Source organism: Chromobacterium vaccinii, assembly GCF_001855275.1.
GTDB lineage: Bacteria > Pseudomonadota > Gammaproteobacteria > Burkholderiales > Chromobacteriaceae > Chromobacterium > Chromobacterium vaccinii.
Map to the genome: position 1 here is coordinate 3,724,062 of NZ_CP017707.1, position 14,681 is coordinate 3,738,742.

Below are 14,681 nucleotides of genomic sequence, written 5' to 3' on the forward strand. Positions count from 1 at the left end.
CCAAATACAGGGCGGCGCGCGGCGCCGCCCACCCTAGCGGGAGAGAACACGATGTCCGATGTATTCCAGTTCATGAAGCTGTCGCGCAACCCCGGCGACAAGATCGACGCTGCGGTCCGCAAGATCGAATTCAAGGAAATCTACCAGCCGCTGCACGCGGTGGACGCCGCCGACCAGGCCGAGCGCTGCCTGTCCTGCGGCAATCCGTATTGCGAGTGGGAGTGCCCGGTGCACAACTACATCCCCAACTGGCTGAAGCTGGTGGAGGAGGGACGCTTGTTTGAAGCGGCGGAGCTGTCGCACCAGACCAATAGCCTGCCGGAAATCTGCGGCCGAGTCTGCCCGCAGGACAGGCTGTGCGAAGGCGCCTGTACGCTGAATCAGGGCGGCTTCGGCGCGGTTTCCATCGGCAGCATCGAAAAGTACATCACCGACGAGGCGTTCAAGGCGGGCTGGCGGCCGGATATGTCCAAAGTGGTGTGGACGGATAAGACGGTGGGAGTGATCGGCGCTGGCCCGGCGGGTTTGGCCTGCGCCGACGTTCTGGCTCGCAACGGGGTCAAGGCCGTGGTGTATGACCGTTATGAGGAGATCGGCGGACTGCTGACCTTCGGCATTCCGGAGTTCAAGCTGGAAAAGGATATTGTGCGCCGTCGCCGCGAAATACTGGAAGGCATGGGCGTCGAGTTTGTGTTGAATACCGAGGTTGGAAAGGATATTCCCATCGACAAGCTCTTGAAAAAGCACGATGCCATCTTCATGGGAATGGGAGCCTATCGGTATATGCGCGGCAATTTCTCGGGAGAAGACAGCCCAGGAGTTCTGGAGGCGCTGCCCTACCTGATCAATAATGTGCGACAAAGCCTTGGCACTCTGCCGCAAGGAGAGTCTGCGATATCGATGCGCGGCAAGCGAGTGGTAGTGCTTGGGGGCGGCGACACGGCGATGGACTGCAACCGCACGGCCATCCGCCAGGGAGCGAAACGAGTGATCTGCGCTTACCGCCGTGATGAGGCTAATATGCCGGGTTCCAAGCGCGAGGTGGGCAACGCTCGCGAAGAAGGCGTCGAATTCCTGTGGAACCGTCAGCCGGTATCCATCGAGCCGATGATAGGCGGCACCCTGGCGGTGAAACTGGCCGAAACCCGCCTGGGCGAGCCGGACGCCAAGGGCCGCCGCAACGCCGAGACGGTGCCGGGCAGCGAAGAAATCGTAGAGTGCGACCACGTGATCATCGCCTTTGGCTTCCAGGCTGAAGCGGCGCCATGGTCGGAACAGCTCGGCATAGCCACGGCTTCCAATGGCCGCACGCAAGCCGCTCCGCATGGCATGTACAAATATCAGACCAGCAACCCCAAGGTGTTTGCCGGCGGGGATATGGTGCGAGGTGCGGATCTTGTCGTAAGAGCTGTGGCTGAAGGAAGACAGGCGGCGGAGGGGATTCTGGCCTTTGTGAGTGTTTGGTAGAAGAAAACTCATCTGTGGCATCAATCGCAGCTAGTCGTGCACTCATTGAGTTAAGATGCGCCAAGGAGCTTGAAACATAATGTCTGAAAACGGCATCATGTCAGGACATCGCTTCGTGAGGCGAGAAACGTGTCTGACGCTTAATAGGTAGCAAAGCAATGTTGTAATGACAGCTCATCATGGTTGATCTGGAGGTTTGCTACCAACTTTGCGTGGCTGAAAATGGTGCGTTATTCATATTTCTCGGAAGTATGAAGGTCTAGCAAAGTATGATCTGGAGGAGGGCAAGAGTCTTGGTCTTCCTCTTTTTCATGCCTACGCGAATAAAAATGCCATCAATATAGGGTAGTAATTCATAGCCCTTATTGCGATTGTTTACTTATGTTTTATTATGGACCCGTATCAGGTTGAGCGCTACAATGCGTAGCCTGCAAATCAGGTAAAGCATACTCTCATATTGAGATTTCCATTATCCGTGCTTGCATTTCTATGCAAAATAAGCTTGTTATGCATACGAATGAAATAGAATGGCTGATTCAGTAAGTATTTATATGAATCTATCGGGGGGGGGGGTAAATGCTCGCAAGTTTAAATGATGAGTTTTGCGAATTTAATTAGCCTGGTGTTTTAGTACGGATGGCATGCTGGGCGTTTATTTTGTAGTGCTAAAATCTATATTCATCATTTAATATTGTTGGATATGTAATCTATGCGCCAAGCGCTATCGCTTAGTATGCCTCAGTGGCTTTGGCAATATCCGCTAAGCTTTAGACTGACTATGGTTGTTTCAAAAATCTCTATGCAATGAGCTCTATAAAGTATAAAGCTACCTTCATAAGTAAGCATTTCAGGAGGGGTCAATGAAAATCAGAGCCAATGGGGCGAAGGGAAAGTAAAATGGAAGTCAAGCTGGTACAGCTTCAAAAGCATGGTGATGACCGTGGGGCATTGATAGCTCTTGAGGATCAGAAGAACGTTCCATTTCCAATCCGACGAGTTTATTACCTATTTGGAACAAAGCCAGGTGTTAGACGTGGACTGCACGCGCATCACAATCTAAGGCAGATGATTATTGCAGTAAGAGGCTCTTGTCGCTTTCTACTTGACGATGGACGCGAGCGAGTTGAGTTGTTGTTGGATAATCCTGCGCAAGGCTTGATCGTAGAGTCGATGATGTGGCGTGAGATGTATGATTTCTCGGAGGATTGTGTACTTATGGTTCTAGCGGATGCTCATTATGATGAGATCGATTACGTTAGAGATTATAAAGAGTTTATTGAAATGTGCAGAGGGGAAAGTGATGAAAAGTAAAAAAATATTTATTGTCGGAGCTGGGGAATTCGCAGAAATCGCGTATGAGTACTTTACTCATGATTCTGAATATGAAGTCGTAGGGTTTTGTGTAAATCGTGCCTATATCAATGAAAAAGTTAAGTTTGGCTTGCCTGTCGTCCCGTATGAGGAAATAGAAAAACAGTTCCCTGCTGAAAAGTATATGGCATTTGTTGGGATTCCCGCATCAGATTTAAATCGGTTGAGAACAAAATTCTATAACGATTTAAAAAATATGGGTTATGAATTCGCAACATATATTAGTAGTCGTGCATTTGTATGGCGAAATGCAGAGATTGGCGAGAATACCTTTATTTTTGAGGATAATACAATTCAACCTTTTGTGAAAATTGGTAATAATTGTATTCTTTGGAGTGGGAATCATATCGGGCATCGCACTGTAATACAGGATAACTGTTTTGTAACATCACATGCGGTTATTTCAGGGTATTGCAATATTGGATCGGGTTCTTTTATTGGCGTTAATGCAACATTGAATGACAATATTACAGTCGCTGAAAATTGCCTTATCGGTTCTGGTAGTTTAATCGTTAAAAATACAGAGCCAGAAAAAATATATGTTGGAAATCCGGCCAGAGCTGTTCCGGGTAAGAGTAGCTTTTCCGCAGGCATATGAGGTATTTATATGAAATGGGAAAAACTAGGTCTGATATTTAATGCTAATTCGCATGCCAATGGTTCGTGGTTTGTTAATTCTGCATTGACGCCGCAACCATACCAATTGAATGATGAAACTATCAGGGTCTATGCAGGGTTTCGTGACACTGCCGGGATCAGCCGGATTGGTTTTGTGGATATAGACGCTCGAAATCCAAGTAAGATTTTGCGAGTTTCTGATAAGCCGGTTCTCGATATTGGGCGAGACGGATGTTTTGATGATAATGGTGTAATTCTGGGTGATGTTGTCGGCACTTCTGATGGGATCTATTTATTTTATGTAGGCTTTCAATTGGTTAAGAAAGCTAAATTTCTTGCATTTTCAGGTGTTGCAGTTTCACATGATAATGGTGAAACCTTTAATAGGTTAAGCGAAGCTCCTATTCTTGGGCGAGCAGCAGGCCAAACGACCATTGGTGCAATTCATACTGCTCGTTATGAGGACGGGCTGTGGCGGCTGTGGTTTGCGCGAGGAAATGGTTGGGAAGTCATCAATGGTACTGCATATCCACAGTACCATATATGCTATACGGAAACTAAAAATCTTCTTGAAATTCCAAGGCAAGCTGAAACATGTGTGGAAGCTATTTGGCCAGAATACCGTATTGGCCGGCCTAAAGTATATAAATTGAAAGATGGCAGCTATGTCATGTATGCCACAAAAGGGAGTCTCTCAGGTGAGTATACCCCTAGTTACTTCCAATCAAATGATGGCATTCAATGGAATCGTAATGATTCGTTGCTCGGAATTTGCTGTGGCTCCGAAGGGTGGGACTCAGAAACACTTTGCTATCCTGCGCTTATAGCCAATGGTAATCAGACTTTAATGATATATAATGGCAACCGAATGGGGGTAGATGGATTCGGTGCCGCCATCAGTCAGGATATAGCACTTGCGTAGTTTTCAAATTATCAAATATACGCCTGAATTCAAAGATGACTGGGATAAGGTAGTCCAGGCTTCAAAGAATGGGAATTTCCTCCATCTCCGTGGGTATATGGATTACCATCGTGAGCGCTTTAATGATGAGTCTATTTTAATCTCTTCAGAAGGTAAACCGGTTGCAGTGTTTCCGTGCAATCAGGTAAATACTTCAATCATCAGTCATGGAGGGCTCACATATGGAGGACTTCTATATGGAAATAGCCTTCATGCGGCGGAAATTCTTGAGATTTTTTCCTCCATTAGTCATTATTTTAAAGCCCTCAGCTGTGAAAGAGTGCTGTATAAAGCAGTTCCGCATGTATTTCATAAGTATCCGGCTGAGGAGGATCTGTATGCTTTGTTTCGATTGGAAGCCAAGCTGATAAGGAGAGATATCTCTTCAGTAATCGAGCTATCGACCCGACCCAAGTTAAGCGATTCCAGAAAAAATACAGCGAGGAAAGCTCAGAAGGCCGGAGTCGTTTTCGAAGAGCTTACAGATTTATCTTCGTTCCACAGTTTACTTTCATCTGTTTTGGCAAAGTTTAATTGCGTTCCCGTGCATTCTGATGTAGAGCTTCAACTTTTACATAGAAGCTTCCCTGAAAACATCAGGTTGTTTGGAGCTTTATTATCTGGCAAGTTATTGGCGGCAGCGTTGATTTATGATTTCGGTCATGTTGTTCACAGCCAGTATCTGGCCAGTTCTGATGAGGGGCGGATATTGGGGGCTTTAGACTATGTGCTAATTCAACTAATCGACGTCGTATTTTCTGATAAAAAATACTTTAGCTTTGGTGTTTCCACGGAAGAGCAAGGGCGTGTTCTGAACGAAGGCCTTATTCGACAGAAAGAAGGCTTTGGGGGACGCGGCGTGGTGCACGATTTTTATGAATGGACACTGTAACGTGATTTCTTTCCTTGATCTAAAGGCAATTAATAGCGCTCATCGTGATGAGTTAACCGCTGCATTCGAGCGTGTTTTGAATTCTGGCTGGTATGTTTTGGGAAAAGAGGTACAGGCATTCGAAGCTGAATTTGCTGAGTACTGTGGAACAAAGCATGCTATTGGGGTCAGTAACGGGCTTGATGCTCTACATCTTATCCTGAGAGCTTATGGTATCAGTGATGGCGATGAGGTGATTGTTCCATCAAATACCTACATTGCAACTTGGCTTGCCGTAACATATGCTGGGGCAACCCCTGTTCCTGCTGAGCCTGATGCTACCTCATATAATTTAGATCCCACTCGATTAGAAGCCCTCATTACGCCACGTACTCGAGCAATTCTTGCTGTACATCTATATGGCCAACCCGCTGACATGGATCCCATTTTGCAAATCGCGGATAAGCATAACTTACTCGTCATCGAGGATGCTGCCCAAGCGCATGGTGCAAAATATAAAGAGCGCAAAGTTGGTGGATTGGGGCATGCTGCAGGTTTTAGTTTCTATCCTGGGAAAAATTTGGGAGCGCTGGGGGATGCTGGTGCAATTACTACCAATGATACTGCGTTAGCCGAGAAAATTCGCATACTGCTTAACTATGGCTCTCGTATTAAATATCAGAATGAAGTCCAAGGTTTTAACTGTCGCCTTGATGAGTTACAAGCAGCGTTTTTACGCGTCAAGTTAAGATATTTGGATCAAGAGACAGCTAGACGTAAACAAATTGCAGCATTATATAGTGAAAAGCTGGCGGGCTTAATTGTTCCGTTGGTAAATGATGGCTTCGACCCTGTTTGGCATTTGTATGTTGTCCGTAGTAATAAAAGGGATGAACTACAAAAATGGCTTGGTGAGCGTAATATTGGAACTTTAGTTCATTATCCAATTCCTCCGCATCTACAGCCTGCATATCAATCTCTTTGTTATAAGATTGGCGATTTCCCAATTGCTGAGTCTATTCATCAGGAAGTACTTAGTCTTCCTATGGGGCCAACTCTTAGCGATGAAGAAGTGCTAGCAGTCGTAGATGGCTGTAATGCGTTTTTTAGGGCTTGAGTAGGCTTGGGCATTGGTAAGTAAATATGGCTATCATCGTCAAAGTAATGGGAGGTTTAGCCTCCCAACTTCATAAATATGCGGTCGGTCGCGCATTGTCGTTAAAACATAATCAAGAGCTAAAACTTGACCTTACTTGGTTTGAGGCAACGCCTCTTGGTGATACGCCTAGGATGCTGTTACTAGATCGATTTCATGTCGAATATGAGGTTGCTAGCCATTCTGAGATAAAAATCCTGAAAGGTAGCCGGCTCCGCAATGCCATTGCTGGCAGAGTCATGGCTATATCAGGTGTTGATTTAAGTACACCAACCAGATTTTCTGGCAAGCGATTAAATGATTTCTCTCATAATAAGAAAAATATGTCGTTTCCAAGCCGTGGAGCATACCTTGAAGGGGAGCTTGTGGGAGATGGTGTATTTTCTGATATCCGCGAAAAACTGCTATTAGAGTTTACTCTACGGCCAGATTTTATTACTTCTAAAGTAAGAGAAATGGCTGAAAAGATGCAAATGTCTCATTCAGTAGCTATTCATATTCGCAGAGGCGATTATTTATCAAACCCTAATGCATTACGATACCACGTATCATGTGGGCTAGCATACTTTCAAAGCGCTATGAATATTATGAAAAAGAGAACTGGAGAATATCCTTTATCTTTTTTTCTTTTCTCAGATGACATTGAGTGGCTTCAGGAAAATATGAAGCACTTTCCTGCAGGATCTGAAGTGGTAAAGGAGTTTACAGATGAGCAAAGCTTTTTTTTGTTGTCTAGATGTAAGCACTTCGTAATCAGTAATAGTGGCTTTAGTTGGCTGGCAGCTTGGGCGGGCTATACTGAGAATAGTGTTGTCATTGCGCCAACTGTATGGCTAAAGGATAAGGATAAAAATAATAAGCATGTACAAGAAATGAAATTTGGCGAGATGGTATTGGTTGATAATGAATAATTATCCGTGTGTGAGTGTTATCCTTCCCTCTTATAATCATGCTGAGTATGTGGAACAAGCGATACTCAGTGTTATAAGTCAATCATATCCCAATGTTGAGCTTATTGTTATTGATGATGGCTCTAATGATGGAAGTGTAGAGCTCATATTCAAACTTCAACAAATACACAAATTTAAATTTATTGCCCAAGAAAACAAGGGCGTATACGAGACAATTAGCCTTGCTCTTGATATGTCTACTGGGAAATATATTTCACCATTCTCATCTGACGATATTTATTGTAGAGACAAGCTTCATACGCTTGTTGCTATGCTTGAACAATGCCCAGAAGCAGCGGTTGCATATGGTAGAATTGCGCTAATTAACTCTCGTGGCGAACAAACTAAAGAAATATCTGAACCCTATCAGAGTGGTAATATATTCCAAAGCTTGCTTCGTGGAGATTTCTTTATCAATGGGTTGGCGGCATTAGTTCGTAAAGATATTTATGTGTCGGCACGAAATAATGCTTCATATGTAGATGATTTGCCAATTTGGCTATCTATTGCTGAGAATTACCAATTCTTGTACTGCAATAAAGTTTTGGCACTTTATAGGCGACACGAGAACCACTTATCTGGCAATTTAGTGAAAATGCTTGAAAGTGAAGCCGCCATTCTCGATCATTACAGCGAGAGATCTGGCTATGGCTCAGCAATAAAGCGTTGGAATTTAAAATGGTTTTATAGTTGTGCAGCATCAGATAAAAAGCGTGCAATAAAATATCTTTTTTCATCATTAAATATTGAAAATTTGTGCACTGTCAAATTTTACTGGGGGTTAATACGCCTAGCAATTTTCTGGAAAAACTAGGCAGTTGCAAACATGATTAAAAAAGATAAATTACTCGCAATATTAGCGGTTGGTGTGCAATATATAGGCATGCTAGTGCTTTTTAAGCTCTTGGCCTCAAAGTTAGATAATACGACTTTTGCTGAATACATGTTGTTTATTGCGGCAGCTAATCTTTTATTAGGGCTGCCATTTACGGCGGTACAGCAGGCAATTATTCGTTTTGCTCCTGGTATGGGCAAAGAGCACTCACAGCAAGTTATGGCGATTGCAGTAAGCCAGGCAATAATAGCAGTGCTCTTTATTATGTTGCTTATATCACTGCTCCAGTTTATTCCGAGTCTTGCAAGTTTAATGCATTCATATCATGCTATGGCTGCACTTGCATTTACGTCCTCTGAAGCGATAAAGCTTTATGTATTAGCTTATGAGAATGCATTGCAAAATAGAAAATCTTATTTATGCTTAACATTTTTTGAGTATGCAAGTAAAGTCTCACTTACAGCTATCTTGTTGATATTTAATTTTGCTAATCTACTACATCTTGTTTTTATTCTAATTGCCTGTAATGTCTTGGTTATCTTGTATTCAGTAAAAATTGGAGGTTTTGAATGGAGGATAAATGGAATTTTAAGCCAGCTTAGAACGAAATTATCTTTACAGATACTTCTTTTTTCGTTGCCAGTAGCTTGTTGGTCAATTTTTGGTTGGCTTAGAGATATGTCGGGCCGTTATATTATTGAAGCGCTTTTGACCAAACAAGATGTGGCTGCATTTTCAGTACTTGCGACGTTAACATCCCTCATCCCTGGTTTTGTTAACTCGGTAGTAGGGAATTATTATATACCTATCGTATATGCGAACCACAATTCAGGAAAACGAGCAGTTGAAAAAAGCATTAATACCATAGTTCTAGCTATGCTTATATTTAGTGCTTTAGCTATTATTATTACATTTTTTATGTCAGATTTTTTTGTAGCAATAGCTTCTTCAGCAAAATATGAATTTGTTGCTCAATATCTTCCATATACTTTGGCGGCGTATTTTTCATTCTGCATAGCCATGATCGCCACCACCGAATTATATGCGAAAGGGGCAGTTAATTGTTTATTTTTACCCAATGTAATATCCGGAATCTTGGGCTCTTTTGCTTTTTATTTTTTCATTTCTAAATATGGATTTAACGGTGCAATAGGGGGCTATGTTGTATCGTATATAAGCTACACGCTATCAGTTTTTCTGCTTCTATTTTACTCAAGGCTTAGTAAGCAGAGTATGGCCTAAAGCGAAGTTAATCTCTATTTAGGAGGGGTGGCATTGATTATTACTTTAATGCATGAATTGCCGTACTTTTTACTTTTGACAATATCAGGTTATGTCGGTATTCACTCGAATAATTTTAAAAGTACAGTATTAAGTATTTCTTTTTTATGCGTAGCTATTGCATTTCTTGCCAGCGGTTTTTCAAGATTATTTTTGTATAATGATTACGATGATTTTACTCAATATTATCAGTATTTTACTACTATCTCCAGCATTGCTGACGCTATACCATATCCCTACGCTGACCCGCTATTTTATTTACTGCTTTATTTTATAAAACTATTTGGAGTATCTACGCCAGAATGGCTATATTTTTCATTTGGCATGGTTTTTATCCTTATTTTATATATTTGTACGTCAAGAAATAGAAATAGTAACAGTGTTTTGTTTTTATTTCTTACCTTGTTATCTCCCTTTTTTATTATTTATAGCGGGCAATTTGTTAGGCAGTCTCTAGCATTATGTATGTTAATGGCAGCAATCTCATTGGAAGGACCAAAGAAAAGACTGCTGGGCGTTTTAATTGCCAGTGGTTTTCATTTTTCAGTATTGCTCGCAATTCCAGTAATTTGGGTAGAAAAGATTAAAGTCCATAAAGCAATAAAGATTTTCTTTATATTGATGATGCTAACTTATTTATTTCCCATAAATAACAATTTCGTAAGTCTTTTCTCCTCAAATGACTTATTGTTTTCTAAGGTTGAATATTGGCTCAATGATGACCTTGAGCCAGGATCTCTAGTTTTTAAGTGGATGCCATTATTTATTTGCTCTGTGCTACTGACAAAATTCACTGCAACAATATTTAATGTTAAATACCAAACTGTAGAAAATGAGATTACTGGTTTTGAAGCACGTATTTTTTGGTTGCTGATCTATTTCACTATAATAGGTTTCTGGGGAAGATATTTGAATGTATTTTCCTTGAGGTTTGGATTGTGGGCAGTTATTTTCAGCGCCGCCCCAATATTTATTTTGCGAAAAAACCTGCCCAGAACCTTATTTTCTATATTGTGTATTTTATTATATATAGCGACCGCGATAAATTTGGCTTTAAATAAGTCTCCAAGTGATTTCGAATATATATATCGTTATGTTTTTTTTCCTGGCTTAGGATAGGTTTGGGAACTTTAATAAAATTATTTGGAAGATACATGAGAATTACAATCGTCTCAAGATATTGGCCTGCATGTGAAAGATCAGGTGTAACACTTGCGGCTGCTGAGCACGTAAAAATGCTAGTAAATAATGGTCATGAGGTTAGTATTATTGGATCCCACTCTAGTGTGAGCGAAGAAAAGTTACCTGTTGTAGAGCGTATCCATGTCCAATCATCAGGTAGTGGAGCGCTTTATTCGCCTTCGAGGATAGACAAATCGCTTCTTAGGCAAGCTCTTGCTAAGACGCGGCCAAATTTGGTAATTATTGAAGGCTGGCAAACAGCTATTACAGATGCTGCTGTGGATGTCTCTAATCAGATGAATATCCCCATTCTGATGATTAGCCATGGTGTATCTGTTCATCCATTTAGTTTCAGGCTAGTGGATGTCATGAGAGCAATTGGCTGGATTTACTATAGATTAAGCGTGCTCCCCAAAAGAATTAAAAAACTTAGTTTATTAACTACACTGGATGAAAAAGCTGTTTCAAACCGTTTTTATGATCGTGATCTTGCTCATAAATTTGGAATTACAGTATCCTCTTTAGTTAATACGCCTATTCATTTATCTGATAAAATTTATAAGCGCGAGAAGCGTAAACTACAGATTCTTTTGATAGGATATTATTCTGAAATAAAAAACCAGCTAGGTGCGTTAGAGGTAATTCAAGATTTACCTGAGATATTTAAGCTTCGTTTTATTGGACCCCGCAAAGGTGCTTATTACCAGAAGTGTCTAAGGCGTGTCAAAGAGCTGGAGTTAACAGAAAGAGTTATGTTTTCTCAGGATGACGAATGTGAAATTTCATCTGAAATTGCCGCTAGTTATGTTGTTTTATCGACCTCTATCACCGAAGTTTTGCCAATCACACTACTAGAGGCAATGGCAAATGGTACTCCATTTGTCGCGACTCCAGTTGGGGCTGTTCCGTCGTTAGGGGCAGGGATTATTGCCGCTAATTCAAAAGAGCAAAGGAATGCTATTTTGGCATTGTCTAATGATGATAAGCTCTGGAATCAGACTGCAGATATAGGCAGGCTACAATATCAATTATGTTATTCAAGCAAGAATGTTTATGAGAGTTTATGTAAAATTATACCGCTTGCGATCAAGGAAAGTAGACAGCGGTAACGTTGTATAACTATTAACTCATGCCCAGTGAGTTTTCAATTAATCAATGATTAATTGAAAATTTTAATATTAACTATTATTGCATCATCGGTTATAGCAAGGTTGCAACGTAAGGAAAGTCCATTCACCATAACGTCATTAACGTAATGATGGGATGTGAAAGTATGATGGAGCCGTTAGGCTCAAAGCCACTCAGAGGATGTTGGTTATTCAAGCAATTTACGCTAAGAGGCATAGGTGCCCTTTGGCCACACTTAAAGATTTCATAGAAGATATACCGATATAGTATGTCATTAAAATTGCGAGGTAAATAATTTCTCGACAATAGTATTTTGGTATGGGTCAGCAAGCTCTGTTACAGGTTGATATGCATTAAATACATTGGCCGCAGATTGCATAGCATTAGCACCGATTACGATGCTAATTATTGCGAGGGCTCCTGGGTCTTCGTATGAGTTGGTTCCGTTCATTAATTAGATGTGTCTTTGGTTGCTAGCTGTTTCAACATGTCTGAAATTGCGAACGATGCCGTATTTGAATAGGTTTGAATTATTTGATAAAGCTGTGGATGTTTAGATTTTTGCATGGTGGTTCATCGATGAAAGGTGATGGTGTCGTGCTAAAACATAGACGTAACTATCTGCAATCATGATGGAGAGATGCTTACTGTACGCATTCGCCCTGCCGGTATACGAACTAAATAACCCATTTGAATGCGCGGCTTGTAGGCTAAAAGAGTAATACCTACATTACTGGCCTTGCCTCGAATGTTTTACTTATGCTAATGCGTAACTTTAGGCGGAATTAGTTGATGTAATCGCGACAACTGAATCAAATGATTAAAATTGATGCGCGGGAGAAATATATGTATTTATTATTTTCACCCGTATGTAAATTGGTTTGTTATTATTGACTTCAAAATACGTGAGATGTTTTATGCCACAAAATCAGATATGTAAGTGCATGTTTTTATGATGAGCGGGTGTGCATTTGGTAAAACATGCAAATAAATTTTACTAAATTAAGGTCAGAAAATGCTTTCTATGCTGATGTCTGTATATGGAAAAGATAATCCTGATCATTTCCAAGTAGCACTTGAATCTATTGTAAAGCAAACAGTATTGCCATCTGAAATTATTTTGATAGCAGATGGACCTTTAACTGATGCCTTAGATAGTATTATTGAAGAATTTTCAAAAAAATTACCAATATTTTGCCATAGATTAAGTCAAAATCAGGGACTTGCGGTTGCCTTAAATTATGGTCTTGAATTAGCTACCCAGCCGTGGATTATGCGATTTGACTCTGATGATTATTGCCATCCAGACAGAGTTAAAGAGCAAATTGAGACTATTGTTAGTAATCAGTTTGATATATTTGGCTCTCAAATTGCAGAGTTTGAATGGGACCCTATAAAGCCAACGTACTGTAGACGTGTACCATCATCCCATGAACAGATTTGTAAGTTTGCAAGGAAAAGAAACCCGTTTAACCACATGACTGTATGCTATAAACGCTCATTGGCCATAGAGTCTGGTGGTTATCCTCTGATTCCATTAATGGAGGATTATGCATTATGGGCACTGATGCTTGCGAGAGATGCGAGGGCATATAACTCACCCTCTATTTTGGTGCATGCCAGAGTAGGTAATGGTATGACTAAGCGAAGGGGAGGACTTAAATATGTGCGATCGGAAATAGCTTTGCAAAAACATCTTCATATAGTGAGTAGTAAAAATCTTCTACACTGTCTATGTGATGGTATTGCTCGCTCATTTGTTTTTTTATCTCCAGATTTCTTGAGAAAAATTGTGTATCGGTTAATTTTAAGAAGGAAGCTATAGGACATAGTGATTGCTAAAATAACAATCTTTAGGTATGACTACATCTTTAAGATTAATGTGAAATTGAATTATCTTGTAGTTTGGAATAATATTTTTTACGAAGGTGGAATATGATTGTTACACGCCTTTGCGGTGGGCTTGGGAATCAGTTATTTCAATATGCTGCTGCTAGAATGTTAGCCCAAATCCATAAAGCTAAAATTTTTGTAGATTTGGGTTGGTTTGAAAATATACCAAATAAAAATACAAGTAGGTATTATGAACTGGATCATTATCGACTTCCAATTGAAAAACTAGTTTTGGAAAGCTCGATTCAGAAAAAAATGTTAGAAGCTCCTTTTTTTAATTTAATACCAATAAAGCGGCTTGGATTAAAAATTTACCGTGAACAATCTTATTGTTTTGATACAAATTTTTACAATGCACTTGATAATTCTTATCTGAGAGGGTATTGGCAGAGTCATTTATATTTTACGGACATTAGAGATATTCTTGTCAAGGAACTGCAGCCTGTCACGCCACCATCTCCGATGGATGTGGCTATTATGGATATGATTGAAAATTCTGAAAATTCGATCTCAATCCATGTAAGGCGAGGCGATTACGTTTCTCTAAAGTCTGCTAGCAATACCCATGGGACATGCAGCCTTGATTACTATAAAAAATCAATTAACTTCTTTGCGGAGCATGTATCAGATCCGCATTTTTTTGTATTTTCAGATGATATAAACTGGTGCCGTGAAAACTTAAGCTTTCCACATAAATCTACATTTGTTTCCCATAATAATGCAGCGACAGCATTTCAAGACCTTAGATTGATGGCGCATTGTAAGCATAATGTTATAGCTAATAGCAGTTTTAGTTGGTGGGGTGCATGGCTTAACTCGAATGATCACAAAATAGTTATAGCTCCAATGAATTGGTTTAATCAAGCTTCACACGATACGAAAGATTTACTCCCATTAAATTGGGTAAGGCTGTGAGATGATTATGTATATGGTAAGGGAATAAATAATATTTTTATTTTATAACCAGA

At 40.6% G+C, this 14,681-nt stretch carries 13 protein-coding genes; all 13 read left to right on the forward strand.

Annotated elements, in window-relative coordinates; all coding sequences use genetic code 11:
- The first annotated feature begins 51 nt into the window (after positions 1–51).
- The 13 genes from BKX93_RS17345 to BKX93_RS17370 all read left to right on the forward strand — a co-directional run bounded on the left by BKX93_RS17345 (position 52) and on the right by BKX93_RS17370 (position 14,628).
- Positions 52–1,467 (forward strand): FAD-dependent oxidoreductase, encoded by a 1,416-nt coding sequence (locus tag BKX93_RS17345; protein WP_070980719.1) that lies wholly within the window; start codon positions 52–54, stop codon positions 1,465–1,467.
- An 897-nt stretch (positions 1,468–2,364) separates the two neighbouring features.
- Positions 2,365–2,778 carry a sugar 3,4-ketoisomerase gene (locus tag BKX93_RS17350; protein ID WP_046167948.1) on the forward strand — a complete coding sequence of 138 codons (414 nt, stop codon included), beginning with the start codon at positions 2,365–2,367 and terminating at the stop codon, positions 2,776–2,778.
- A complete protein-coding gene (locus tag BKX93_RS24130) occupies positions 2,768–3,436 on the forward strand; it encodes an acetyltransferase (protein WP_082107223.1) in 669 nt (222 codons plus the stop codon). The genes BKX93_RS17350 and BKX93_RS24130 overlap by 11 nt, the downstream gene beginning before the upstream one ends.
- Before the next feature lie 9 nt (positions 3,437–3,445).
- Positions 3,446–4,378 carry a hypothetical protein gene (locus BKX93_RS24135; RefSeq protein WP_083340584.1) on the forward strand — a complete coding sequence of 311 codons (933 nt, stop codon included), beginning with the start codon at positions 3,446–3,448 and terminating at the stop codon, positions 4,376–4,378.
- A complete protein-coding gene (locus BKX93_RS17355) occupies positions 4,371–5,309 on the forward strand; it encodes a GNAT family N-acetyltransferase (RefSeq protein ID WP_222103263.1) in 939 nt (312 codons plus the stop codon). Before BKX93_RS24135 ends, BKX93_RS17355 begins: the two co-directional genes overlap by 8 nt.
- A 1-nt stretch (position 5,310) precedes the next feature.
- The gene (locus BKX93_RS17360; protein ID WP_244887190.1) at positions 5,311–6,405 is read left to right on the forward strand and encodes a DegT/DnrJ/EryC1/StrS family aminotransferase; all 1,095 of its coding nucleotides are present in this window, start codon (positions 5,311–5,313) and stop codon (positions 6,403–6,405) included.
- 26 nt (positions 6,406–6,431) lie between these two features.
- On the forward strand, positions 6,432–7,355 hold the full coding sequence (locus tag BKX93_RS24140; protein ID WP_083340585.1) for an alpha-1,2-fucosyltransferase: 924 nt from the start codon (positions 6,432–6,434) through the stop codon (positions 7,353–7,355).
- A complete protein-coding gene (locus BKX93_RS24145; protein ID WP_083340586.1) occupies positions 7,348–8,208 on the forward strand; it encodes a glycosyltransferase in 861 nt (286 codons plus the stop codon). The genes BKX93_RS24140 and BKX93_RS24145 overlap by 8 nt, the downstream gene beginning before the upstream one ends.
- Before the next feature lie 12 nt (positions 8,209–8,220).
- Positions 8,221–9,471 (forward strand): oligosaccharide flippase family protein, encoded by a 1,251-nt coding sequence (locus tag BKX93_RS24150; protein ID WP_083340587.1) that lies wholly within the window; start codon positions 8,221–8,223, stop codon positions 9,469–9,471.
- A 27-nt stretch (positions 9,472–9,498) separates the two neighbouring features.
- Positions 9,499–10,629: an EpsG family protein gene (locus tag BKX93_RS24155; RefSeq protein WP_145929334.1), complete on the forward strand. Its 1,131-nt coding sequence runs from the start codon at positions 9,499–9,501 to the stop codon at positions 10,627–10,629.
- Between the two features lie 35 nt (positions 10,630–10,664).
- Positions 10,665–11,801 carry a glycosyltransferase family 4 protein gene (locus tag BKX93_RS24160; RefSeq protein WP_083340589.1) on the forward strand — a complete coding sequence of 379 codons (1,137 nt, stop codon included), beginning with the start codon at positions 10,665–10,667 and terminating at the stop codon, positions 11,799–11,801.
- Between the two features lie 1,034 nt (positions 11,802–12,835).
- Positions 12,836–13,645 (forward strand): glycosyltransferase, encoded by an 810-nt coding sequence (locus tag BKX93_RS17365; protein ID WP_070980722.1) that lies wholly within the window; start codon positions 12,836–12,838, stop codon positions 13,643–13,645.
- A 110-nt stretch (positions 13,646–13,755) separates the two neighbouring features.
- Positions 13,756–14,628: an alpha-1,2-fucosyltransferase gene (locus BKX93_RS17370; protein WP_070980724.1), complete on the forward strand. Its 873-nt coding sequence runs from the start codon at positions 13,756–13,758 to the stop codon at positions 14,626–14,628.
- Positions 14,629–14,681 lie beyond the last annotated feature (53 nt).

Bases quoted from the DNA above. Each gene is read 5' to 3' on its own strand.
- BKX93_RS17345 (WP_070980719.1), top strand. From the start codon at position 52: ATGTCCGATGTATTCCAGTTCATGAAGCTGTCGCGCAACCCCGGCGAC.
- BKX93_RS17350 (WP_046167948.1), top strand. From the start codon at position 2,365: ATGGAAGTCAAGCTGGTACAGCTTCAAAAGCATGGTGATGACCGTGGG.
- BKX93_RS24130 (WP_082107223.1), top strand. From the start codon at position 2,768: ATGAAAAGTAAAAAAATATTTATTGTCGGAGCTGGGGAATTCGCAGAA.
- BKX93_RS24135 (WP_083340584.1), top strand. From the start codon at position 3,446: ATGAAATGGGAAAAACTAGGTCTGATATTTAATGCTAATTCGCATGCC.
- BKX93_RS24140 (WP_083340585.1), top strand. From the start codon at position 6,432: ATGGCTATCATCGTCAAAGTAATGGGAGGTTTAGCCTCCCAACTTCAT.
- BKX93_RS24145 (WP_083340586.1), top strand. From the start codon at position 7,348: ATGAATAATTATCCGTGTGTGAGTGTTATCCTTCCCTCTTATAATCAT.
- BKX93_RS24150 (WP_083340587.1), top strand. From the start codon at position 8,221: ATGATTAAAAAAGATAAATTACTCGCAATATTAGCGGTTGGTGTGCAA.
- BKX93_RS24160 (WP_083340589.1), top strand. From the start codon at position 10,665: ATGAGAATTACAATCGTCTCAAGATATTGGCCTGCATGTGAAAGATCA.
- BKX93_RS17365 (WP_070980722.1), top strand. From the start codon at position 12,836: ATGCTTTCTATGCTGATGTCTGTATATGGAAAAGATAATCCTGATCAT.
- BKX93_RS17370 (WP_070980724.1), top strand. From the start codon at position 13,756: ATGATTGTTACACGCCTTTGCGGTGGGCTTGGGAATCAGTTATTTCAA.